The organism is Halobacillus aidingensis, assembly GCF_900104185.1.
Taxonomy (GTDB): Bacteria; Bacillota; Bacilli; order Bacillales; family Halobacillaceae; genus Halobacillus; species Halobacillus aidingensis.
Genome location: NZ_FNIZ01000012.1, coordinates 93526 through 116037 on the forward strand (window position 1 = coordinate 93526; position 22512 = coordinate 116037).

Genomic DNA, 22512 nt, shown 5'->3' on the forward strand with positions numbered 1-22512 from the left:
TTGAATTGGAGCGCTTTTTTTATGTAATGATTCGATTCCCCCAGTCTATTCGGGAACCGCGCACCTATGAAATGTGATCAAGAAACTTCTGTATATCTTTTTTGGACCTTAATTGAATGACCTGCTTTTCACGGCCGATTTCTTGAAACGATAGGAGTCTTTCCTGCATGTTCTTTTTACGTTTTCGATAGGTCGTCACGATAAATTTTAAAAAGTCTGCTTCCATTCTTTCACTGCACCCTTCCCCGAGGTCCGGGCGTGTGCTCCCCCGGTGGGTCCACCAGCGCTTCAAGACCCGAAATAGACAGGTCGTTAAAGGCAATTCCAAGTAGATGATCGTATCAGCCTTCTCTGCGCGTATCTCATACGTATTTCTATAATTCCCTTCAATAATCCACTGCTCTTTTCCTACAACGTTTCTCTGCCTCTCTGAGAAATCCTCCAGTGTCGCTTCCTGCCAGCCCGGCTCCCAATAAAAACGATCCAGATGATACACGTCGATATCGAGCTTCTCCCCTAGTTTCTTTGCAAATGTCGATTTGCCTACACCTGCCGAAACACCAAGCACCATGATTCTCTTCACAGGTCTACCTCCTTTTCGATTTTCCGATTGAAAATCCTTCGAAAAACCGGCCTCCGTATGGATTCAAAACCTCATCCACTAATTCAACGACGCCTTTCTTCTCCCCACTTTTGTAAAAATGGTCAAAGCACTGAATCAACCGTTCTGCAAAGGCAGCATCATAGTTTCGCAGTGACCGAGCGATCCATTTCGATGAGCCGCTCCACTGTCCATTCGCTCGCAAATAAAACTCACTCGTCTGCTCTGCTAGTTTCGCTGCAATGAAAAGAGCTTCCCCCCCGTTCTGTACAACCAACGAAATCGTCCAATGCATCCGTAAGGAAATACCGCTTAAGCAAGAGGGTTTCCTCTGACCAGGGGGGTGGACCCTTCTTTAGTAAGTCCGCTGCTTCATGTTTGACAGCTTCCAAACGATTATCCCACTTAAGGACATGCCCCTCTGCCACCATTCGTGGCATCGAAGGTTGTCCCCGCTCACAATCACTATCGAAAAACACACGATAGGAGGACCAATTATGTACAAAAACCTCGACCGGCCATTGGCCCGCATAAAAAGACTCACGAAAAGAAGACGTTACTTCCGAATCGAAAATCACAATATCCAAATCGGATGTGCTTGTCGCCTCTCCCCTTACGACACTCCCTGCAAGAAGAGACGCATCACAGTCCGGAAACCGCTCTGCGATCACACCTTTTGCCGCCTCAAAAGCCTTCATTCGCTCACCTTTTCCAGAATGATTCGTGCCCTCTTGTCCATTTTCTCAGGGAGGGAATCGCGGCTGAAATACCTCAAATCCGACGTTTCTTCATGGTCTACTCTGAGTTCTCCACGAATCTCGGAAGCTATAAAACAAGCAATGACATTATAGACCTCATCCCCATTCGGGTATCTGTAAAAAAAGTCTTCCCCCGAAAACGTGGCAACTTGCCGCACGTCTCCAGCCACAAGTCCCGTTTCTTCTTTCAGCTCCCTGACCGCCGTCTGCTCGAGTCTCTCCCCAAGCTCCATCGCCCCACCAGGGAGCCCCCATTCTTTCGTATCCACTCGATACTGGAATAGCAGCTCTCCCTGCTCATTCTCAACAAGAACCGTGGAACCTGCAACGACAAGTGGCTGTGTACCAATCATTCTTCTCATTTTTTGTACGTAGTCCATTTTTATCCCTCTCCATCTATCTTTTTCAATGAAGGGTGTAAGTAAATGAAAGAAGCGATGGTGGAGACACTCCCTCCAATAGCAATAGTCATGGATGTACTTATGTATTCACCGATGATTCCAGCGACCAACGCACCCACCGGCATCAACGCCCACGTCATGAACCGGCTCGTCGCCTGCACCCTTCCAAGTAAATGCTCCGGCGTCAGCTTTTGTCTTAACGTTACAATACACGGACTGCTTATGGAAGCACAAATCGTCCCAACAGCGTTCAAAAGTGCGAGAGCAATAAAAGATTGATAGAAACTGAACAGGAAGATGGAAAGGCCTCCGAAGGCGCCACACCCAAACAATAGTGTACGATAAGCAACTCTGCTCCTCAGAACAGGAGAAAGCATCGCTCCCCCAATAGCACCTAACCCGCCAGCGGAAAGAAGCCAACCGATCGAGACCCCCGAAAAACCAATCTCAGCTTTTAAATGAACGATCAACATCGTCAAAAAAAGAGTCGTGCCAAATACAGAAAAGAACATGGCGATATTTGTATAGAGTAGAGGTTTCTGATGGATCACAAAGCGGAATCCTTCGCTCATGTCCTGGGTAAACGAACGCTTTTCCCCTTGCTTCTGCTCACTTTCCAACCGCAAACTCCAAACGACTAGAAAGCCGATGAAGAATGAAAAACTATTTAGGATCATGCCAACTCCAGGATTATAAATGGCCACAATCCAACCGCCAAGCCCCGGGGCAAGAAAGACAGCCGTATGAAACATCCCTGTGTTCCATGCATTCACTAAATCGAGATCCTGCTTTCTTACGAGTTTCGGAATCGATGCAAACTGAGAGGTTTGATAAAGCTGTCCAAGCACACCAATAACGAAGGCCGCCGCGTAGAGATAATAGATGGTAATCATTTCATAAAAAAACAACACCCCTATGCTCCCCAGCAAAAGAAAACGGAAAAAATCACAAAACAATAGAATCCGCTTCCGATCCAACCGGTCAGCAAGCACCCCTGCGAGCGGTTGTAACAAAACAGGCACCCGCTCAACAGCAGCGACAATTCCCATACTGAGCGGTGAACCGGTAAGAGCAAGTACCATCAAAGGAAGAGCTATCAAATAGATTTGATCCCCGAAAAAGGATACTAGATTTCCTCCAATGAAACGGAAGGCCTGTCGGTTGGACTTGAACGACGGTTTCTCCTCGGTCTGCCATACTTCCGCATCGTTCATTTTTCCTCTCCCAAGAATAACTCCAATTCTTTTGGCAGCATTTCCCAAGCCCGTGGGCTGACATGATACCGTGGACCATAAGCGACGATTAGCCTTGCGGATTTCAACAGCTTCAAATGATGGTAGACAGTGGTTTTACCCATACCGATCTCCTCGGTCATCTCTTTCAGGGTGCGCCCTCCCCCCATCAAAATCTTTAGCATACGCAAACGATTCTCATCTCCAAGCGCCTTGAATTTCTGAACGAGCATTTGATCCGGAACATACGGGTCATTCGGCTGGATACTTTCATTGGCTACAGGGTAGTAGAAGATTTTCGCCCCTTCAATATCGGCTTCCACATTCCACGGACGATAAATAAATTGGGGGATCATGATGACTTTATAGACACTAGGCTCCGGCATGTAACGGATTCCATGTGTCGCCCACTCCACAAAATCCTCCGCCTCCAGTTTTTCAATCCGCTTCTTCTTGGAAAAAGCATCTCGTTCCAGAATTCCTTTGAACATCGCCTCATCCGGCTGAATAACCGCTTCATACCAGCCTGTCATTACCTCTTGGATATGACTTTTTAAGTGATGCGCATCCACCTGGCTAATGTAGGCAATGTAACGTGGAAAGAACGCATTATCTTTAGATACATCTTGAAGCCGCGCCACAGCCTCCTGATCTCCTTGAGAAGCAAGCCTACGATCTTCTTGATGTTTTTTCCCTAGATAAGGAATAGCGATATAACGCAACTCTTCTTCATCTAAATGATCTACAAAATCATTGAACTCCTCAACAGAACCCATATCCTTCTCATGAAGCAACAGCAAGATCGTTTTCCATGTATTCTTTTCCTGGACCATTTCTAAATGATCCAGGATTTCCGTAGACAACGATTTTTTGATTGTCTGCCATTTTTTTTCTGTATAGTCCAGCGTCTCCAGCAGCCGTTCGTTCGTAATAGCAGCGATTCCCAGTGCCGCTTCCCACAGAAGAGAATGCTTCACTTCCACTTGATACGTCTCCCTTTTTCTCAAACTCATAGAAAATAATTCCATTTCATCACCTCTTACAACTATTCTACATTTGTAGAATTATTAATTCAATATAAATTGAATTAATTTTCAAAAAAATGTATTTAGAGTCAAATAGAAGATAATTCCCAATATATGTATGACCTGGTACACCATTATTTGGTAAGTCCAATCAATGTAACCTAACTGAAGTGCAAAGTGCCCGTTCTCTCTTTGAAAGTGACCTAATTCTATTAAAAGTGACTTAACGCCAGGGGAAAGTTCCCTAACGCCCGTCCAAAGTGACCTAACGTATTTCTGGTACAAAAAAGCATCGATCTGTAAGAACAGATCGATGCTCACTCAAGTAATTAGGATAAGTTTTCGCTCCAGTCGATCGTCGCTTCTCCTTCAAGGAAACGCTCGGTATCCATCGCGGCCATGCAGCCCGTGCCTGCCGCTGTAATCGCTTGGCGGTATTTCTGGTCCTGCACATCGCCACACGCGAAAATGCCTGGAATATTCGTGTTGGTCGTACCGGGATCAACGAGGATATAACCTTTATCGTCCATATCCAGTTTCCCTTTCACAAAATCCGTGTTCGGGTTGTGACCGATCGCAACAAATATCCCATCCGTTTCAATGACTTCCTCTTCTCCAGACTCGTTGTCACGAACCTTGATGCCACTGATCTTCATGCCATCGGACACCATTTCGACCGGTGTTTTGTTCAGTGCCCACGTCACTTTATCATTCTCCTGCGCTCGTGTCTGCATGATTTTCGAAGCACGGAGCTCATGACGACGGTGGATCACTTGGACTTCGCTCGCAAATTTCGTAAGGAACGTCGCCTCTTCCATCGCAGAGTCCCCTCCACCGATGATGACAACTTTCTTCCCTCGGAAAAAGAAGCCATCACAAGTCGCACATGTGCTGACACCTTTTCCTAAGTTTTCTTTTTCACCTGGAATGCCGAGCATTTTTGCAGAAGCGCCTGTAGAAATGATTAATGTTTCCGTCTCCACTTCACCTAAGCCATCAACTTGAAGCTTGAATGGACGTTCTCCCACCTCTACATCTGTCACCCATCCACGCTTGAAAGTCGCACCAAAGCGTTCCGCCTGCTTTTTCATGTTATCCATGAGTTCCGGCCCCATGATGCCATCAGGGAATCCTGGGAAATTCTCAACTTCCGTGGTTAGGGTCAATTGCCCGCCTGGTTCCGGCCCCTCGATGACGAGCGGTTCCATATCTGCTCTTGCTAAATAAACAGCTGCCGTCAATCCGGCAGGTCCTGTGCCTAAAATAATGGATTTATAAGCCATTCAAACTCCTCCTTCAGCAAAAGGTCTCCTCCTTAGAGGTATAACCTTATTTCATGCGAGTCATGCCTATTTCCACTATATTCAGTTCAGCTTCCGATGTTTTTTACTCACCTGTTTCAGCGAACGTCTGGATACGTGCTTCGATTTCGTCACGTACACGCTGGAAGAATGCCCATTTCTCCTCTTCCGTACCCTCCGCTTTCGCCGGATCATCGAATCCCCAGTGGAAACGAGTAACATGTGGAGGAGTCATTGGGCACTTATCGTTCGCATCTCCACAAAGAGTGATCGCATATTCAGCATTGTTCAGAATATCCGGATCGATAATGTCAGATGTTTGATCTGTAATATCTACATCGACTTCATTCATCGCTTTAACAGCGTTCGGGTTTAAGCCGTGCGCTTCAATCCCAGCAGACTTCACCTCAAACTTGTCGCTCAAGTATTTCTTTCCGAACCCTTCCGCCATTTGGCTGCGGCAAGAGTTTCCTGTGCATAGAAAATAGATGACTGGTTTGTTAGACATATAGCATTTCTCCTTTTTTTCTGTAAAAATTATAGAATTAATAACCATAGATAAAGTCCGACGAGTGTAATGAATAAGGTCGGCACAGTTAATATGATTCCCACTTTAAAGTAGTATCCCCATGAAATTTTGAAGCCTTTCATGGATAAAACGTGGAGCCATAGCAATGTCGCTAAAGACCCAATGGGTGTAATCTTCGGCCCGAGGTCTGATCCGATAACATTGGCATAAATGAGGGCCTCCCTCATTGTCCCTGCCGTATTTGTATCAGCGATGGCAAGGGCATCAATCATTACGGTCGGCATGTTATTCATGATGGAAGAAAGAATGGCTGCAATGAATCCCATTGAAACGGTTGCCGTGAACAAGCCTTGATCTGCCGTGTACTGAATGACATTCGCAAGGATATCGGTCAAGCCGACATTTCGAAGTCCGTAAACGACGACATACATTCCGACAGAGAAGAAAACAATCGCCCATGGAGCTCCTTTGACCACTTTTCCTGTTTGCACAGCCGCGCTTCTTCTCGCCATCAATAGGAAAAAGATCGCGACAATTCCGGCAATGATGGAAACAGGAATCCCCAAAGGCTCACTTGCAAAATATCCGATCAACAGAACAGCAAGAACGCCCCACGACATGCGAAACATCTTATGATCCTGTATCGCATCCTTCGGCTTTTTCAACTGAGATAAATCGTAATTGTCCGGAATACTCTTACGGAAAAATAAGAATAAGACAAGAATACTTGCAGCAAGTGAAAACAAGTTCGGAACGATCATCCGTGACGCATACTCTACAAAACCAATATCGAAGAAGTCTGCAGAGACAATGTTCACGAGGTTACTGACAATCAACGGCAAGGAAGTCGTATCGGCAATGAAACCACTGGCCATAATGAACGGAAGAATCATCGCTTCCTTGAAATTCAAATTCCTGACCATCGCAAGAACAATCGGTGTTAAAATCAATGCCGCTCCGTCATTGGCGAATAGCGCAGCAACTACAGCTCCGAGCAAGGTCACATAAACGAACATCCGCTTCCCGTCACCTTTAGCTACACGGGCCATGTGAAGGGCTGCCCATTCGAAAAAACCAATCTCATCTAGAATCAATGAAATAATGATGATGGCGATAAAGGCTAAAGTCGCGTTCCAGACAATATCTGTAACGGCAAGTACGTCTTGAAAATCGACGACACCAAAAATCAAAGCGAGGATAGCGCCCGCACAAGCGGACCAGCCAATTCCAAGATTTTTAGGCTGCCAAATGACAAAGACGAGTGTAAGTACAAAAATAATCGTAGCAATCAGTGCTAAACTCAAAAAACAATCCCCCTAGCTATCGCATTGGATCCGCAGTCCCGCTTCTTCCAATGCTTTCAATTTCTCTTTTTGGTCCGGAATCTGTTCCAGAACCTGTTGAATGATGGGATATGTCGCATGTTCTCTGTTCAAGGAATAAAAAATCCACTGCCCTCTTCGTTGTTCTTTTACAAGTCCAGCATCACGCAGTTTTCTTAGATGCTGACTGATTGAAGGCTGGCTCATTTGTAACACTTCCACAAACTCACATACACAACATTCACTATCTTTTACCAAACCAAGAATGGTCAGCCGCGTTTTATCTCCTAAGAGCTTCAACGTCTGTGCGGCTTGTTCCAACTCAATGATTGTTTTTTCCATCAGAATCACCTCACCCTCCATCATGATATAAGTATATGCTTATATATACAAGAGAAAAATTCAAACCCACTTCGAACATTCAGATGGAGACTTACACCAAATCCTTCCTGAGACGACCTTTATGTCCATTTGAAACACTTCCGAAATCTTATTCATTAGATAGGAAGAAGGATATATCTTTTCGCTTTCCAACCGTTCAATGAAGCGGACGTCCTCTCCCAATAAAAAAGCCACTTGCTCCTTACTCATCGATTTGGATGCTCTTAATCGGAGAAAATCTTCCCCGTAACCCTGACATGGATGAGAATCAATCATATCCGTCACTCCTTTATGTTTCGTATATAAGAATATACTTATACAGTAATCCTTCCATGTAAATTCTACATAAAGAGAAGATGTTTTAAATGTTAAATCAAAAAAAATTGATGAAATACTTGCTTTCCAGAAAATTAACCCTTACGATTGTAATTAATCAAATAATATTGATTTAAGGAGGATCATTAAATGAAAGAGATACCCGTTCAGGATTTGTCCTTGTCCAAAACTTTTCAGACCTACCAGAAAAAATTTAAAGCCTTAGCTGATGAACGCAGGTTACAGATCATGCATCAAATCACTCAACAAAAAGAAGTGTGTGTCTGTGATCTTTCTGACACCATGGCCCTGCCTCAATCGAAACTTTCCTACCACCTGAAGATTTTACTGGATGCATCCCTGATCAAGAAAGAAACAAGAGGAACCTGGAGCTACTATTCCTTAAATGAAGAAGAAGTGAATCACTTGTTGTCCGAAGAGTTGTGCTGTCTATTCAGACACGATTAATACAAAGGGCATAAGCCTTTGCGCTTGCCCTTTTGCTGGTTAATTAATCAAAAAAAATTGATTTAAGGAGACGATATTATGTTCACGACAGAAGAATGGAAGCTTAAAAATAAAGAAATTTTACTAAATGTAAAATACTTCAAAAAGCAGTCCGCCTCCCGTATTAGAATAAGGGATTGGAACTTTCCAACTCGTCAAAGAAAACCAGAAATCTGCTGTACCTGTTGCTAACCGCCTACAATAAATCAACTTTTTTTGATGAAAGGTGCAGTGATGATGATACAGGAGACATTACTTAGTTTTATTACCATCGCCATAGAATTAACCATTCTCTTTTTAGGTATCTCTTTTCTTATTTATCTTTTCCAAGGGTTTATACCTTATGAGCGCATGGAATCGCTCATGGATAAAAGCCACCCGCTTATAAGTGCAGGAATCGCTGTACTTTTCGCGTTTGTAACCCCTTTCTGTTCATGTTCAACAATTCCAATTGTCGTTCACCTTTTAAGAAATCACATCCGCTTCCCTATCGTCATGATTTTCTTATTTGCATCTCCTGTCTTAGACATCACGATCCTTACTCTCATGACAGCCATCCTGGGATGGAAAGTAGCGCTGTTTTACACCCTTATCACGTCCACTCTATCTATTATCGTTGGGTTCTCCTTGCATGGGTTAGGATATGAGAAGCAACTCAAACCTGTAATCATGGAAAATTACAGCCCTCCAACATCTACAAATAAAGTGAATGTGAATCGGGCGATTTTGGAAACATGGGCGCATATGAAAAGTGTCTATCCATTCTTGATCATTGGAGCAGCCATTGGTGCCTTCATACATGGCGCCGTGCCTGAAGAGTGGATTACCGATTATATGGGAGGCGAACACTGGTGGCTCGTACCCATTGCTGCGGTCCTGGGTCTTCCTTTATACATTCGGTTATCTACCATGATTCCAATCTCACAAATGATGATTGCTAAAGGAATGGCCCTTGGACCCGTAATGGCTCTGATGATCAGCTCAGCAGGTGCCAGTCTCCCAGAGGTGACTCTGCTTCACAGCATTTTCAAAAAGAAATTAGTCTTCACTTTTGTAGGTTCAGTCATTGCCATGTCTACCCTATCAGGATTTCTTTTCTACTTGATTTAAAGGGGGTGAACCCGTGAATTTGTTAAAGAAACTTTTTGGACAGAAAAAAGAAAAACCTTGCTGTATTGTCGTAATCAAAGAACAAAAGGAAGAAAAGTGCTGTGCGAAGTAAAAAAACAGCGGCCTCTTACTCGCGAAGCCGCTCTCATCAATTATGCTACTTGTTTACAAGCTTCCGCACATTCATAGCAAGCTTTGGCACAATCCTGGCAGTGCTGATGATCATGTTTCTTACATTCATCTCCACAAGCCTGGCAGATCTTCGCACAAACCCCTGCAAATTCAGATACAAACGGAGAGTTTCTTGAAATTGCTTGTTCTAAGTATCCGCAAATATCGGCACATTCACGATCGGTACGAATACATTCCGCCATCATTTTTACGTCTTCCTCTTTCAAACAAGCATCATAACAATGGTTACATGCTTCCATGCACACATGTAGCTTTTGGATAAGGTCTTGATATTTTTCGTGTGACATAAAATCTCCTCCTTTAAGGTGTTAGTTAGTATGTATCTCATGAAAGGGTTTTATAAACATAGGAAGGGTATGTGACCAAACAAAATCCATTCCTTGTCATAAACTATTCTTAGCCAATCTTTTTGATGGAGGAGAACCACATGTATAGAAGAAGAGGACCGGTACGCAGACCCGGGTTCTGTGTCTTTCCCGGATACAAGTACTGTGGACCAGGATGCAGCGGCCCTGGCGAACCCGTCAACGCCGTAGATGCCGCCTGCAAAGCACATGATGAATGCTATCGCTATCACAGAGATTACTGTGCCTGTGACCTTGCTTTCATCAATCAGCTTGAAAGATTACAAAATCCTTATACCTCAGAAGGTCGTAATGCAAGAAAATTATATAAATACATGAGAATCCAGCGACTCTTCACCTGTTTCTAAAATATGCACCAACCAATCACCGTTCTTTTGGTGATTTTTTTATTTGAATTTAAAGGATATTGAATCTATGTTATTAAACAATCTTGCAGAATTCTTGAAGACTCAGTTTCGAGACTTTTGTGTGAGGTGGATCGGGGAGGCGTGGGATGGGGAGACTCCCCTTGCCATATAAGTGTCTCGAAACCACTTCTGAAATCATCCGCATTTACTCAGCGAAAGTGTAGGGATATAGGTTCCACCGCCGCTATTTTGTATGTAAAAGCTTGATATAGAGCGCTTTACACCTACTTGCGAGAGGGGTGGAAGACGCCCTATCTTGGTATAGGTGCGTTTATCTCCTGCATCGAATGGGGTGGTTGGGAAGCTGCGAGACTCCCGTGGGAGAAGGAGATAGGCGAGATCCCGCAGGACACAGTCCGAGGAAGCTCGGCACTCCCCCACAGGAAAGTGTTCAAATGCGGAATCGCCCTGGTAGACACGACTGGCATAAGCAGAACAGCAACGGAATGTGCTTTTCATTCCTTTGCTGTTCTGCTTATGACGCGAGTGTCTGGGCGATGGAGCTAGACGAGTAGCTTCCCAGCCCCCCCTGACTCCCAATACGGCAAAACGAACCCGGAAACATCTCGAAACTGAGTCTTCAAGAAAAGGGATCATATATGATACATAAGTGTTACATTTTCATGTCCATGAAAGAAAAGAATGCTTTATAATTGAAGAATAAGGAAGAGTTTACTTTTCAAACGTGTTACATGTGCTTATAATAGTCAACAGCACGCTTTTTTGCTTCGCCAACATGAGAGGATGTATAACCAAAAATGAAATTCGAAGAAAGATTCGATTGGCAGCTCTTTTTTATTATGTGTTGTTTCATAGCCGTCAGTGCAGTCGCTCTTTTCAGTGCTCAGCAAAGCACACAATATAATGATAACTTCGTACTTAAACAGTTGGTCTGGTATGGCCTCGGTGGCATCGTCATCGGCTTTATGCTCCTTGTGGATCCTGAAGATTTCAAAAAAATCAGCTGGTACTTATATGGATTCGGCATCATTCTTTTGATTGCCCTGATCGTCGCACCACCATCCATTGCTCCTGTCATCAAAGGGCAGAAGAGCTGGTTCGCCATGCCGGGATTATCTTTACAACCTGCAGAGCTTGTAAAGATATTCACCATTCTTGCTCTCGGAAGGATTGCCGTTGATCATAATCAAAAGCACCGTTCATCAATGAAAATGGATTTGTTCCTGTTGCTCAAATTAGGAGCGGCTACCGGCCTGCCGGTTCTCTTGATCATGCAGCAGCCCGATTTAGGGACAAGCCTTGTGTTCATCGCCATCTTAGCAGGATTCGTCCTGATCTCAGGCATCTCATGGAAAATCATTTTACCGATTTTCACCATCATCTCAGCTCTTGGAACAGGATTGATCTGGCTTGCACTAAAAGCGCCTGAACTCCTTGACCGCTATTTAGGTGTGAAGGAGTATCAGCTCGGTCGTATCTACTCCTGGTTCCAGCCGACCAAGTATGAAGACTCTTCCGGATACCATCTCGTCAAAGCGATGAGAGCCATTGGTTCCGGACAGCTGTATGGAAAAGGGTTCGGCGAACGGGAAGTATACTTACCAGAGGCACAAACCGACTTCATTTTCAGTATCATCGCAGAAGAATACGGTTTTCTCGGTTCTTGTATCGTCATCATCCTATTCTTCCTATTGATCTATCGCTTCACGACCATCGCTTTTAAAGCGAACAGCAACTACAGCTCTTATGTAATGGTCGGAATCATCAGTATGATCGCATTCCACGTATTCCAGAATATCGGAATGTCTGTGCAGCTGCTTCCAATCACGGGAATTCCGCTTCCGTTCATCAGTTATGGAGGAAGTGCCTTGCTCGGAAACTTGATGGCGCTTGGAATTGCTTTTTCAATATCCTATCACCATAAGACCTATATGTTTGGAGAATAGAGAAACAGCATACAAAAAAGGGGGCGTCATGGAACGCCTCCTTTTTGTTTAACCTTGAAGCTATACCAATCCTACCCGATTACTCACTGTCGATGGTATTAGCGATTTCCACTAATTCATCAGGATAAAAGTGATCAGATACGCGTTGATCCATACTCAACCTGTACTGACAATGCTCCGTTTCAAAAATGAAAACGTGAAAACCCGGGACTTTCACGAAAATTCCTTTTCCCCCAGTCTTCAACCTCACCTGTTCTATAATTCGCTTCTCATGAATAAATAGCTTGTTTTCTGCAGGCCGTATATCCATCTTAAAATGATTTTCAGGTACGTGCTCATTCAAGTACTCCACATTTAATTCCACATTTTCGTTCCCACCTAACCGATTAACCCTGGCCAAAACGTGTGTAAATGATAAGGACGGAAGTTTCTTAGGAAGAGATATTTTCATTTTCATTTGCTGTTCAAATTCTTTGACTGCTTCTTCCAAAGACTTATATCCATATTCAGCATAGAACTCTTCCAGGGGTTTGGACTGATTCACTTGGGCATGAACGGGCGTATGGGCACCCAACAGGCAGGTTATGAACAATAAAGACATTAAACATTTCTTCATACGAACACCTCTAACTGCATCGAATAGATGTATTTTCCCCAGGTTTTCTTTCCCCAATCCAAATGCAGGAAAATAAAAAAGCTGGCATCCTTAATCGGATGCCAGCTTTCCAAATCTTTATTCTACCGTAACACTCTTCGCAAGGTTACGTGGTTTATCAACATCACAGTCACGGTGAAGCGCTGCATAGTAAGAAATCAGCTGCAATGGAATGACAGAAACAAGTGGTGTCATCAGATCATGCACTTGTGGAATGACGAAAGCATCGCCATCTTTGTTCAAACCTTCCATACTGATGATCATGCTGTTAGCGCCACGTGCTTCTACTTCCTGGACATTTCCACGAATGGAGTAGTTGACGTTTTCCTGTGTTGCAAGGGCGATGACAGGTGTGCCATCTTCAATTAGAGCGATCGTGCCGTGCTTCAATTCACCACCAGCGAAACCTTCCGCCTGGATGTAAGAGATCTCTTTCAACTTCAGAGAACCTTCCAATCCGACATAATAGTCGATGCCGCGGCCAATAAAGAAGCAGTTACGAGTTGTTGATAGATACTCGCTCGCCAAGTCTTCCAACTTCTCTTTTTGATCAGTTAAAGCTTCCATAGCAGTTGCCACGATTGCAAGCTCCTGCATAGGATCGAAATCAAGTTCAATGTCCTTCGCACGTGCTGTATCAACAGCTAGAATGGCAAGAACAGCCATTTGTGCTGTATAGGCTTTTGTAGAAGCTACAGCGATTTCAGGTCCTGCGTGCAGGTGCATCGTATAGTCTGCTTCACGGGAAAGGGTGGACCCTGGCACGTTCGTAACCGTCAGTGCCGGATGACCAAGTTCTTTGGTCTGGACAAGGACAGAACGGCTATCTGCCGTTTCACCACTTTGAGAAATGTAAACAAACAACGGTTTCTCAGAAAGAAGTGGCATGTTGTAAGAGAATTCACTAGCTACATGAACTTCTACTGGAATGTTTGCGAGTTTTTCAATAAACTGTTTACCTAAAAGTCCGGCATGGTAACTCGTACCTGCGGCGATGATGTAAATACGATCGCAGTCTTTCATCGCTTGGCGGATTTCAGGATCCAGCTTGATCTCGTCATTCTCATTTTGATATTCTTGAATGATTTTACGGATGACGAACGGCTGTTCATCAATCTCTTTCAGCATAAAGTGAGGATACGTTCCCTTTTCGATATCAGTTGTATCCAATTCTGCTGTGAATGGTTCACGCTCAACCTTTTTGCCATCAGGCTTTTGGATTTCAACACCATCGCGACGAACGATGACGGTTTCTTTATCCATAAGCTCAAGGAATTGATCCGTTACGTGAAGAGCCGCCATGGAATCACTGGCTACAACGTTGAAGTCATCACCGATTCCAACTAACAGTGGACTCTTATTCTTAGCGACATAAATCGTATCGTGATCTTCACGGTCGATCATTGCAATCGCATAAGAACCAGTTAAAAGCTCGACAGCTTTACGGAAAGCTGCAGCTACATCGTTCATTTCATTATTCAGGACTTCCATCAATTGAACGATGATTTCCGTATCTGTTTCACTCTTGAACTCCACGTCGCTCAAGTACTCGTCACGAACGTCCACATAGTTCTCAATGACGCCATTGTGAACGATTGTAAAGCGTCCGGAAGTGCTTTGGTGCGGGTGTGCGTTTTCTTCGCTGGGAGCGCCGTGTGTAGCCCAGCGTGTATGTCCGATGCCGTGCGTCGCTTTGACACTTTCATCTACAGCTTCTCTTAAAGAAGCGATACGCCCTTTTACTTTCGTCACTTCCACACCATTTTCGTTCAATGTTGCAATTCCAGCTGAATCATAACCGCGGTATTCAAGCTTTTCCAAACCATTCAATAAAATCTCTTTTGTATCATTCTGTCCGATATATCCTACAATTCCACACATAATTGTTGTCCTCCTGTTATCAGAGAAGGGCAACGAATGCTCCGTAGATTTCAAGGGGCTTTTCGCTGCCCCTCTCCCGTTATTCTTTCTTTGATCACTTCGTCCTGAATGTTTTGTTCGGAAAGTCACCTTCCCGTTTTACATTCGGACATGCGGTTGAAGTGTGGCAACCGGGAGGCATCCGCCGAATACTCGATGAACCTCCACCTCGTCAACTGTGTTCATGTTAAGACGTAGCACACAGTCCTGGCGCTTTATAAATAAGGAATGACCTCGATCCTCCTTAACTATTTCAAAATAAAATCCTTTTGTCTCATTTCCGAATGAAAGTCTTTTCAAACATGAAATTCGACAATTTTTAAGGACATGTTCAATTGTACACAGCCCTCTCAGATGGGTCAATAAAAATTGTAACCGTTACAGAAATGTAAGGGGCCTGTAATAGGATATGCGCAGATCACCCCCATGTGCGACCTGCGCAAGCCCTGAAACTACTCCTTCAAACCAAGCTCTTCTTCAACAACTTGGACAACTTTATCACAATACTCTTCGCATTGTTCTTCCGTAGGTGCTTCCACCATGATCCTTACTAAAGGCTCTGTACCGGATGGGCGTACAAGAACTCGTCCGCTTCCACCCATTTCCTCTTCTACAGCCTGGATGGCTTCCTGAATTCTAGGATGGGTTTGAACTTTATTTTTATCAATGACACGAACATTTTTCAATACTTGAGGGAACTTTTGCATTCCACTCGCAAGCTCTGAGAGTGGTTTGCCCGTTTCTTTCATGACATTGACCAATTGAAGAGCCGACAACATGCCATCTCCTGTCGTATTGTGATCAAGGAAGATGATATGTCCGGATTGTTCCCCACCAAGGTTATAACCACCGCGACGCATTTCTTCCATGACATAACGATCCCCTACGGCCGTCTTATCACTCTTCATTCCATTTGCTTCTACTGCTTTATAGAAACCAAGGTTACTCATAACCGTAGAGACCACTGTCGAGTTATTCAACGTACCGTTTTCATTCATGTGCTTGGCACAAATGTACATGATTTTGTCTCCGTCTACGATGTTCCCTTTTTCATCAACTGCAATCAGACGATCGCCGTCTCCATCAAAAGCAAGTCCTACATCCGCTTTCTTCTCTTTCACAAGGTCTTGTAACGGCTCCGGGTGTGTAGAACCGACGCCGTCATTAATGTTCAGACCATCCGGCGATGACCCGATCGAAGAAATGTCGGCTTCAAGATCTGCAAACAAGTGGGAGGCCAGTGATGAAGTCGCTCCATGAGCGCAATCGAGTGCGATGTGAAGTCCTTCAAAATCATAATCAACGGTTTGCTTCAAGTGTTGCAAGTACTTTTGCCCGCCCTCGAAGTAATCATTGATCTGACCAAGATCCGATCCTGAAGGCCTTGGAAGGTCATCTTGCTCTGCATCAATTAATGCTTCAATTTCCTGCTCTTGATCATCGGTCAATTTAAAACCATCTGGACCGAAGAATTTGATGCCATTATCTTCGACAGGGTTGTGGGATGCGGATATCATAATTCCCGCTTCCGCTTGCAGTGCTTTCGTTAAAAAGGCTACGCCTGGTGTAGAGATAACACCGAGACGCATGACCTCTGCTCCAATTGACAACAACCCGGCAGCCAATGCGCCTTCAAGCATCTCACCAGAGATCCTTGTGTCACGTCCAATCAAAACCTTCGGACGCTCGACACCTTTTGTTACGACATAACCGCCGTAACGGCCAAGTTTGAATGCAAGTTCTGGTGTTAATTCCTTATTCGCGACGCCTCGTACGCCGTCCGTGCCAAAATATTTACCCATAATCATTCGACCTCTCTTTCTATACTTTCCATTGATCTATGTTTTCACGATTGATTCGTTTTGATTAATCTGTGCCGTTTCCGTCATCTCCCGCTTCGCCTTCAACAACTTCAATGTCCACTTCAATGGTTTCAGGTTGAACGGAAGTCACTCCTTCAGGAAGCGGAATATCGACTTCTACGGTTTGATCTTCTGTCACTTCTGATACATCAACAGGGATTTCAGGAAGCGCCTCAATGCCATCAAGTACTTCTTTCGGTCCGGAAATGGTGACTTCCTCTGTTTCCGTACGGACCGATTCAATCAGTACCCCTTCCGTATTCCCTCCACGAGCGGCAACATTTAATGGAACGCTTTTCGTGCGGGTGGAAATCGGAACAGATACATTTACAGTCGTTGGATCCACGAGGACATTCAGCTCATTCCCCTGATTATCATAAATCTTGACAGGAGCTTCCTGCGCTTCAATTGACTCTGTAGCCTCACCGACATCAATAATCGCTTTCACAGAGGCTACACGCTCAATGACCGATGAAGCCCCCGTAATGGCAACTTCAGAAGGTTCCACTTCTGGATCACCAAGCTCAAGCTCACTATCCAGGTTTCCTTGGTTGATATAATCAATGTTCACTTCATAATCTTCGGTCACTTTTTCCTCAATCGTCACTTCAATGATTTTTGGATCGAGCGTGACTGCAAGCTGGTTGGATATCCCTGAGTGCTGTAAGGACACCTCATGTGTGCCCGGACCAAGTCCATTCAAATCTACAAAAACCGTAAAGTTCTTCTGTCTGGAAACAGGAGCGACAGCAGAGGTCGGCCCCTCAACAGAGACGGATACTTCTTGAGGGATTCCGCTGACCACATATTCTTCACTATCAAACCTGATTTCAAGTGGAATGTTTTCCATCACTTCCATATCAGAGGATGACTGATTGAAGAATAAAGAATCTGAGTCCATATTGTTATCCACATTGACCGTCACCCAAAGAAGACCAGCAAGCATAAGGGATATAATTCTTATAAACCATACACTTTTGAACCAATTATCCATTCTTCTTCCCCCTCCAGTTCCAGCTTTTCACCGCAGGGGCGGAGTAATCCAATTCAGTACGCAAAATCTCTTCCAGTTTCACTTGATCAAGGTCTCGATGCAATTCCCCGTTCTTCGTACAGGAAATAGCTCCTGTCTCTTCAGAAACGACGATCGTTAAAGCATCCGTCACCTCACTGATTCCCATAGCCGCTCTGTGCCTCGTCCCGAGCTCTTTCGAAATAAAAGGACTCTCTGAAAGTGGGAGATAACAGGCAGCAGCGACAATTTCATCATTTTTAAGTATGACCGCTCCATCATGGAGAGGAGTGTTCGGTATGAAAATATTCGTAAGCAACTCGCTCGACAAATGTCCGCCAACACGTATGCCTGTTTCTACGTAATCCCCCATACCTGTATCTCGTTCTATTGTAATCAATGCACCGATTCGGCGTTTGGCCATATAGTTACAAGACTTAATAATCGCCTGTAAGGTTTTCTCGGTGTCTTCTTCTTCTGAAGTATTCCTGCTGAAGAAACTTCCTCGTCCCAGTTGTTCTAAAGCTCTTCTAAGTTCAGGCTGGAACAAAATGATGATCGCGAGGAAACCCCACGTTATTGCTTGTGACATCAGCCACCTTAATGTGGTCAGTCCAAATAAATTACTCAATAACCATATACCCAGAATAACGAAAATACCTTTTAATAGCTGAACGGCTTTCGTTCCCTGAATCAGCATGATTAATTTATATACAACAAACCAGACAAGGGCGATATCCACAGTAATCAAAAAATAATCTAAAACATCCAATCCCCCATCAAGCATGCCTACACTTCCTTTTAGATATAATAAACCTTAAAAATTCACATTTACCATTATATCACATAACCTTTCCTGTATATATGGAGAACATACCGTCCTTGGGAGAGACCCATACATTTCTATACCATTTTGGTCGTTTCAGGGAGCCTTATGCTCCATTCTGTTCAAAAATAAAGCAAGGAAGCGTAAGCCTCCTTGCTTTTTTAATCCGATTCAAATGAGAAAATCGCCTTGAATGTCTTCTTCGTATGATACCAGATCCATTCGTAAACCTGGTTCACTTCGGTCAGTTCTCCTGAATATGCCCGGAGATTATTACGGTCAAGTTCATCATTCGTTTCTACTTGTCCAGAAGAATCATTAAGGATATCGCCATTGATAAGGGTAATGTCCCCATCGACTTTCCCGTCAATCCTCAAATCCCCATTTCTCACGACAAGATCTCCTTCAACCGTAACGCCTTCCGGTACAATGACCGTATGATCACGTATTTCCAGATTCTCCTGCTTGGATACCGTCACTTGCTGGTCCTGGTTCCATTCGGTAAATATTCCACCGAACATCAATAAGAAGAAGACGGCAGCAGCTGTAAGCAACGGATGCCTTTGGAGCTTACGGAGATAGTTCTTCCTTTTCTTCTCTTTTGGCAAATTCGCCATCACATTCGCAGTAAAACGTGGCGGCGCAGATACAGGCGTTGTGTTTTTAATCAGTGTCGTCGTTCTCTTTAGTTCATGAAAGTGATTTTGGCAGGATTGGCAGCTTTGTAAATGATCTCTCAGTCGTCTCTCTTCTTCTTTATTTAATTCGCCATCTAAATACTTATGCATGAGTTCAATGGCTTCTCTTTTGCAATTCATTCCCTCTCAACTCCTTCACACATGTCGAAGCCTCTTACGTAAAGCCTCTCTACCTCGATGGACCCTCGTCTTAACAGTCCCTACTGGAATATCCAACACCTCCGCGATCTCTTGAAGAGCAAGCTCATCTAAATAACGAAGCACGATAACGCTGCGATATTTAGGTGGAAGTGCTAATATCTCCTTGTGGATGTAAGATTGTAATTCAAGGCTTTCCACTTCTTCTTCAGGTAGAGCTTGGTCGGCAGCTAATTGCGAATACATGTCTAAGCCTTCCGTCCCCTTCACTTCTGCATCCAGATGATAGTCCGGCTTTTTTTTGCGGATTCGGTCAATCGACAGATTCGTTGCTATCCTATACAACCAAGTGGAGAATTTCCTGTTCTCATCAAACGTATGGAGATTCGTGTAGGCTCTGATAAAGGCTTCCTGGGCCAGGTCTTCAGCTTCATACGAGTTCCCAACCATTCGCAGACAAATATGAAAAACTTTATTCTGGTAAAAAGAAACAATGTCTTCGAAAGCGGATTGATTGCCCTTTTTCACTTCTTTTATTTTTTGCTTAATCATGGTTTCCATCTTCTAATACCTCCGCTATACGTGCGGTCGTTAACCTTTACGGATGACCTCGCCACAAAGTTTCATAAATTTAATATTTTTTTAGCTAATATAAGTTTAACTTTTTTTAGTATCGGTTATAAAGCTGTAAATGTAAAAAATTTCTTAGGAGGAAATTTAATATGAAGCGAGTGACCGCTTTGAAGAAAGAAATCGAAGCTTGTCGTGTGGAAATGATTCGTTTAGCCAGCCTCCATAAGTTGAGCTCGCCGGAAGTCGTACGAGTGAGTGTGAAATTAGATCGCTTGTTAAATGAATATGATGAAATAACATATAAAAAACAGCAACCCACCTTACAAAAAGCGGGTTACTGCTAGAATTGTGCATTTATTTCAAGCTCTCACCAAATAGAGAACCCATCAAACCTACCGCTACGCTAGCGGTTTTATTTTTTTCATCGAGAATCGGGTTTACTTCTACGAATTCCGCAGATGTAATCATCCCTGACTGATGAAGCATCTCCATTGCTAGATGGCTCTCACGGTAGCTTAAGCCACCCATTACAGGTGTTCCTACGCCAGGAGCTTCATTAGGATCCAGACCATCAAGGTCTAAGCTTAAATGCACCCCATCGGTACGATCTTTCAAATAATCCACTGTCTCTTCCATCACTTGCGTCATGCCCATACGGTCAACTTCGTGCATCGTATAGACTTTGATGCCCTTCTCTTCAATAAGCACTCTTTCTCCTTCATCTAGAGAACGAGCTCCGATAATCACAATATTTTCTGGTTTAATCTTTGGTTCATAATCATGTATACTCGTCAGTTTCTCATGGCCGATTCCTAAGCTTACAGCAAGTGGCATCCCATGAATGTTACCGGAAGGCGAGCTGTCGGCAGTATTCAAATCGCCGTGAGCATCATACCAGATGACACCAAGGTTTTCATAATGTTTGGCAACTCCTGCAAGAGTCCCCATAGCAATACTATGATCTCCCCCAAGGACAAGTGGGAAACGTTTATTTTCTACTACTTCATCAACCGCCTTTGCAAGACGACGACTTCCCTCAGCAATTTCATTCAAGTTACGTAAATTATCTTCTTTCTCATCTGTATTTTGTTTTGGACGAGGAATCTCAATGTCCCCTAGATCTTCAATGTTATATTTCAATTGCTCTAGACGTTCAACCATACCCGCATAACGAATAGCACTTGGTCCCATATCCACGCCTCGGCGCATCTGTCCAAGGTCCATAGGTACACCGATAACTGAAAGCTGTTTATTCATCAAAGTTCCTCCTTTTTTCTCTACTATAATTGTATCCGTTTTTCCCGTTATGACTCAACTGGACATGTTTGTGCATATATATACGGGAAACAGTATGAAAACGTATGTAATCATGCATGTTTACAAGGTTTGAAACCTTTTTCCATATAATAGAAGAAGGACTGTTCATCGAGAGCAGCGTTACAAAATTCGATGAACATCAAAAACAAATGAGAATCTCAATAACTTTTGATCAATGGCTCGAAAACCATTAGAGATTTTCTTTGGGACATCAAAAAATCCTGGATGCAATAGGAAAAGAACATAAAAAACCTGACATCAACTGTTGATGTCAGGTTCATAGAGTGGAGCCTAGCGGGATCGAACCGCTGACCTCCTGCGTGCAAAGCAGGCGCTCTCCCAGCTGAGCTAAGGCCCCGTATGGAGCGGGAGACGGGATTCGAACCCGCGACCCCCACCTTGGCAAGGTGGTGTTCTACCACTGAACTACTCCCGCATATGAAAATGAAAGATGAGCCATGAAGGATTCGAACCTTCGACCCTCTGATTAAAAGTCAGATGCTCTACCAGCTGAGCTAATGGCTCGTATGAAAAATAATGCTCATTATTTTATAAGCAGTGTGCTCGTCACGTTGATAGATTTGTCGGTGAAGCATACGCTCCTCGCAAAGCCTACAATGAAGAAAATTCAATGATGATTACGGCTTCTCTACCAGCTGAGCTAATGACTCATATAATAATATCCAGTATAACATCTTAAGAAAATGGCTGGGCCAGCTGGATTCGAACCAGCGCATGACGGTACCAAAAACCGTTGCCTTACCGCTTGGCTATGGCCCAACAGTTACAAAAATAGTATTTACCATCTAAAGATCATTATACAAGAAATGTTTATTTTCATAAAAAATAGCTGATCATGGATGTCAGCCGTTATAGTCAATGAAATAAATGGTGGAGGGAGTAGGACTCGAACCTACGAACCCGATGGGAGCGGATTTACAGTCCGCCGCGTTTGGCCAACTTCGCTATCCCTCCACTTTGACTAAATAAGTGGTGCCGGCCAGAGGACTTGAACCCCCAACCTACTGATTACAAATCAGTTGCTCTGCCAGTTGAGCTAGGCCGGCTTATGAATTTAATGGTGGAGGATGCAGGGTTCGAACCTGCGACCCCTTGCTTGTAAGGCAAGTGCTCTCCCAGCTGAGCTAATCCTCCGAT

The 22512-nt window shown here is 43.9% G+C and carries 22 protein-coding genes, 7 tRNA genes and 1 pseudogene; 5 read left to right on the forward strand and 25 right to left on the reverse strand.

Translation table 11 applies throughout. The features are described from left to right. Positions 1-64: 64 nt before the first annotated feature. The 9 genes and pseudogenes from BLS23_RS12665 to BLS23_RS12705 all read right to left on the reverse strand — a co-directional run bounded on the left by BLS23_RS12665 (position 65) and on the right by BLS23_RS12705 (position 7511). Positions 65-583, reverse strand: coding sequence for a P-loop NTPase family protein (locus BLS23_RS12665; protein WP_089652915.1), 519 nt, complete (start codon positions 581-583; stop codon positions 65-67). A 4-nt stretch (positions 584-587) separates the two neighbouring features. Continuing rightward, positions 588-1299: pseudogene (locus tag BLS23_RS12670) on the reverse strand (nucleotidyltransferase domain-containing protein). After that, positions 1296-1739, reverse strand: coding sequence for an NUDIX hydrolase (locus BLS23_RS12675; protein ID WP_089652916.1), 444 nt, complete (start codon positions 1737-1739; stop codon positions 1296-1298). The pseudogene BLS23_RS12670 and the gene BLS23_RS12675 overlap by 4 nt, the downstream one beginning before the upstream one ends. A gap of 2 nt (positions 1740-1741) precedes the next feature. Beyond that, on the reverse strand, positions 1742-2974 hold the full coding sequence (locus tag BLS23_RS12680; protein WP_089652917.1) for an MFS transporter: 1233 nt from the start codon (positions 2972-2974) through the stop codon (positions 1742-1744). Next, the gene (locus tag BLS23_RS12685; RefSeq protein WP_089652918.1) at positions 2971-4020 is read right to left on the reverse strand and encodes an ArsR/SmtB family transcription factor; all 1050 of its coding nucleotides are present in this window, start codon (positions 4018-4020) and stop codon (positions 2971-2973) included. Before BLS23_RS12685 ends, BLS23_RS12680 begins: the two co-directional genes overlap by 4 nt. Before the next feature lie 326 nt (positions 4021-4346). Further along, entirely contained in the window at positions 4347-5300 is a 954-nt protein-coding gene (gene trxB / locus BLS23_RS12690; protein WP_089652919.1) for a thioredoxin-disulfide reductase, read from the reverse strand. A 103-nt stretch (positions 5301-5403) separates the two neighbouring features. After that, on the reverse strand, positions 5404-5826 hold the full coding sequence (gene arsC / locus BLS23_RS12695) for an arsenate reductase (thioredoxin) (RefSeq protein WP_089652920.1): 423 nt from the start codon (positions 5824-5826) through the stop codon (positions 5404-5406). Positions 5827-5855: 29 nt separating this feature from the next. Beyond that, on the reverse strand, positions 5856-7151 hold the full coding sequence (locus BLS23_RS12700) for an arsenic transporter (RefSeq protein ID WP_089652921.1): 1296 nt from the start codon (positions 7149-7151) through the stop codon (positions 5856-5858). 12 nt (positions 7152-7163) lie between these two features. After that, entirely contained in the window at positions 7164-7511 is a 348-nt protein-coding gene (locus BLS23_RS12705) for an ArsR/SmtB family transcription factor (protein WP_089652948.1), read from the reverse strand. 504 nt (positions 7512-8015) lie between these two features. Here BLS23_RS12705 and BLS23_RS12715 point away from each other — a divergent pair. Both BLS23_RS12715 and BLS23_RS12720 read left to right on the forward strand, forming a co-directional pair. Beyond that, a complete protein-coding gene (locus tag BLS23_RS12715; RefSeq protein WP_089652923.1) occupies positions 8016-8333 on the forward strand; it encodes an ArsR/SmtB family transcription factor in 318 nt (105 codons plus the stop codon). 276 nt (positions 8334-8609) lie between these two features. Next, positions 8610-9482 (forward strand): permease, encoded by an 873-nt coding sequence (locus tag BLS23_RS12720; protein WP_089652924.1) that lies wholly within the window; start codon positions 8610-8612, stop codon positions 9480-9482. 152 nt (positions 9483-9634) lie between these two features. Here the strand turns inward: BLS23_RS12720 and BLS23_RS12725 are convergent, their stop codons facing one another. Next, positions 9635-9961, reverse strand: a complete 327-nt coding sequence (locus tag BLS23_RS12725; RefSeq protein ID WP_089652925.1) for a four-helix bundle copper-binding protein — start codon at positions 9959-9961, stop codon at positions 9635-9637. Positions 9962-10101: 140 nt separating this feature from the next. Here BLS23_RS12725 and BLS23_RS12730 point away from each other — a divergent pair, with 140 nt between their 5' ends. Together BLS23_RS12730 and BLS23_RS12735 are read left to right on the forward strand one after the other, a co-directional pair. Beyond that, positions 10102-10386 carry a phospholipase gene (locus BLS23_RS12730; RefSeq protein WP_089652926.1) on the forward strand — a complete coding sequence of 95 codons (285 nt, stop codon included), beginning with the start codon at positions 10102-10104 and terminating at the stop codon, positions 10384-10386. An 818-nt stretch (positions 10387-11204) separates the two neighbouring features. Beyond that, positions 11205-12353, forward strand: coding sequence for an FtsW/RodA/SpoVE family cell cycle protein (locus tag BLS23_RS12735; protein ID WP_089652927.1), 1149 nt, complete (start codon positions 11205-11207; stop codon positions 12351-12353). A gap of 79 nt (positions 12354-12432) precedes the next feature. Here the strand turns inward: BLS23_RS12735 and BLS23_RS12740 are convergent, their stop codons facing one another. The 7 genes from BLS23_RS12740 to sigW form a co-directional block, all read right to left on the reverse strand. After that, on the reverse strand, positions 12433-12969 hold the full coding sequence (locus tag BLS23_RS12740) for a hypothetical protein (RefSeq protein ID WP_089652928.1): 537 nt from the start codon (positions 12967-12969) through the stop codon (positions 12433-12435). Between the two features lie 117 nt (positions 12970-13086). Next, positions 13087-14889 carry a glutamine--fructose-6-phosphate transaminase (isomerizing) gene (gene glmS, locus BLS23_RS12745; protein ID WP_089652929.1) on the reverse strand — a complete coding sequence of 601 codons (1803 nt, stop codon included), beginning with the start codon at positions 14887-14889 and terminating at the stop codon, positions 13087-13089. 491 nt (positions 14890-15380) lie between these two features. Beyond that, entirely contained in the window at positions 15381-16730 is a 1350-nt protein-coding gene (gene glmM / locus BLS23_RS12750) for a phosphoglucosamine mutase (RefSeq protein ID WP_089652949.1), read from the reverse strand. Between the two features lie 64 nt (positions 16731-16794). After that, positions 16795-17784 carry a CdaR family protein gene (locus BLS23_RS12755; RefSeq protein ID WP_089652930.1) on the reverse strand — a complete coding sequence of 330 codons (990 nt, stop codon included), beginning with the start codon at positions 17782-17784 and terminating at the stop codon, positions 16795-16797. Next, entirely contained in the window at positions 17777-18589 is an 813-nt protein-coding gene (gene cdaA, locus BLS23_RS12760) for a diadenylate cyclase CdaA (protein WP_089652931.1), read from the reverse strand. Before cdaA ends, BLS23_RS12755 begins: the two co-directional genes overlap by 8 nt. Positions 18590-18789: 200 nt before the next feature. Then, complete coding sequence (locus tag BLS23_RS12765) at positions 18790-19446, reverse strand: zf-HC2 domain-containing protein (RefSeq protein WP_089652932.1); 657 nt, start codon at positions 19444-19446, stop codon at positions 18790-18792. A 15-nt stretch (positions 19447-19461) separates the two neighbouring features. Next, on the reverse strand, positions 19462-20025 hold the full coding sequence (gene sigW / locus BLS23_RS12770) for an RNA polymerase sigma factor SigW (RefSeq protein WP_089652933.1): 564 nt from the start codon (positions 20023-20025) through the stop codon (positions 19462-19464). Between the two features lie 161 nt (positions 20026-20186). On the opposite strand from sigW, the gene BLS23_RS12775 reads away from it, so the two are divergent. After that, positions 20187-20381, forward strand: a complete 195-nt coding sequence (locus BLS23_RS12775) for an aspartyl-phosphate phosphatase Spo0E family protein (RefSeq protein WP_089652934.1) — start codon at positions 20187-20189, stop codon at positions 20379-20381. 10 nt (positions 20382-20391) lie between these two features. Here BLS23_RS12775 and rocF read toward each other — a convergent pair whose 3' ends face one another. From rocF to BLS23_RS12815, 8 genes are all read right to left on the reverse strand, one after another. Further along, positions 20392-21294 (reverse strand): arginase, encoded by a 903-nt coding sequence (gene rocF / locus BLS23_RS12780; RefSeq protein ID WP_089652935.1) that lies wholly within the window; start codon positions 21292-21294, stop codon positions 20392-20394. Between the two features lie 345 nt (positions 21295-21639). Beyond that, positions 21640-21712: transfer RNA gene (locus BLS23_RS12785), tRNA-Ala, on the reverse strand. A 3-nt stretch (positions 21713-21715) separates the two neighbouring features. Continuing rightward, a tRNA-Gly gene (locus tag BLS23_RS12790) sits at positions 21716-21790 on the reverse strand. Positions 21791-21806: 16 nt separating this feature from the next. Further along, a tRNA-Lys gene (locus tag BLS23_RS12795) sits at positions 21807-21879 on the reverse strand. A 180-nt stretch (positions 21880-22059) separates the two neighbouring features. Then, a tRNA-Gln gene (locus tag BLS23_RS12800) sits at positions 22060-22134 on the reverse strand. 109 nt (positions 22135-22243) lie between these two features. Further along, positions 22244-22329: transfer RNA gene (locus tag BLS23_RS12805), tRNA-Tyr, on the reverse strand. Between the two features lie 16 nt (positions 22330-22345). Next, a tRNA-Thr gene (locus tag BLS23_RS12810) sits at positions 22346-22421 on the reverse strand. A 12-nt stretch (positions 22422-22433) separates the two neighbouring features. Then, positions 22434-22509, reverse strand: a tRNA-Val gene (locus BLS23_RS12815). Positions 22510-22512 lie beyond the last annotated feature (3 nt).

Coding starts and splice junctions, on each gene's coding strand:
- trxB (WP_089652919.1), bottom strand. CDS start 5,300: ATGGCTTATAAATCCATTATTTTAGGCACAGGACCTGCCGGATTGACG.
- cdaA (WP_089652931.1), bottom strand. CDS start 18,589: ATGCTTGATGGGGGATTGGATGTTTTAGATTATTTTTTGATTACTGTG.
- glmS (WP_089652929.1), bottom strand. CDS start 14,889: ATGTGTGGAATTGTAGGATATATCGGACAGAATGATACAAAAGAGATT.
- BLS23_RS12720 (WP_089652924.1), top strand. CDS start 8,610: ATGATACAGGAGACATTACTTAGTTTTATTACCATCGCCATAGAATTA.
- BLS23_RS12740 (WP_089652928.1), bottom strand. CDS start 12,969: ATGAAGAAATGTTTAATGTCTTTATTGTTCATAACCTGCCTGTTGGGT.
- BLS23_RS12685 (WP_089652918.1), bottom strand. CDS start 4,020: ATGGAATTATTTTCTATGAGTTTGAGAAAAAGGGAGACGTATCAAGTG.
- BLS23_RS12715 (WP_089652923.1), top strand. CDS start 8,016: ATGAAAGAGATACCCGTTCAGGATTTGTCCTTGTCCAAAACTTTTCAG.
- BLS23_RS12725 (WP_089652925.1), bottom strand. CDS start 9,961: ATGTCACACGAAAAATATCAAGACCTTATCCAAAAGCTACATGTGTGC.
- rocF (WP_089652935.1), bottom strand. CDS start 21,294: ATGAATAAACAGCTTTCAGTTATCGGTGTACCTATGGACCTTGGACAG.
- BLS23_RS12765 (WP_089652932.1), bottom strand. CDS start 19,446: ATGAATTGCAAAAGAGAAGCCATTGAACTCATGCATAAGTATTTAGAT.
- glmM (WP_089652949.1), bottom strand. CDS start 16,730: ATGGGTAAATATTTTGGCACGGACGGCGTACGAGGCGTCGCGAATAAG.
- BLS23_RS12735 (WP_089652927.1), top strand. CDS start 11,205: ATGAAATTCGAAGAAAGATTCGATTGGCAGCTCTTTTTTATTATGTGT.
- BLS23_RS12755 (WP_089652930.1), bottom strand. CDS start 17,784: ATGGATAATTGGTTCAAAAGTGTATGGTTTATAAGAATTATATCCCTT.
- BLS23_RS12705 (WP_089652948.1), bottom strand. CDS start 7,511: ATGGAAAAAACAATCATTGAGTTGGAACAAGCCGCACAGACGTTGAAG.
- arsC (WP_089652920.1), bottom strand. CDS start 5,826: ATGTCTAACAAACCAGTCATCTATTTTCTATGCACAGGAAACTCTTGC.
- BLS23_RS12775 (WP_089652934.1), top strand. CDS start 20,187: ATGAAGCGAGTGACCGCTTTGAAGAAAGAAATCGAAGCTTGTCGTGTG.
- sigW (WP_089652933.1), bottom strand. CDS start 20,025: ATGGAAACCATGATTAAGCAAAAAATAAAAGAAGTGAAAAAGGGCAAT.
- BLS23_RS12730 (WP_089652926.1), top strand. CDS start 10,102: ATGTATAGAAGAAGAGGACCGGTACGCAGACCCGGGTTCTGTGTCTTT.
- BLS23_RS12680 (WP_089652917.1), bottom strand. CDS start 2,974: ATGAACGATGCGGAAGTATGGCAGACCGAGGAGAAACCGTCGTTCAAG.
- BLS23_RS12675 (WP_089652916.1), bottom strand. CDS start 1,739: ATGGACTACGTACAAAAAATGAGAAGAATGATTGGTACACAGCCACTT.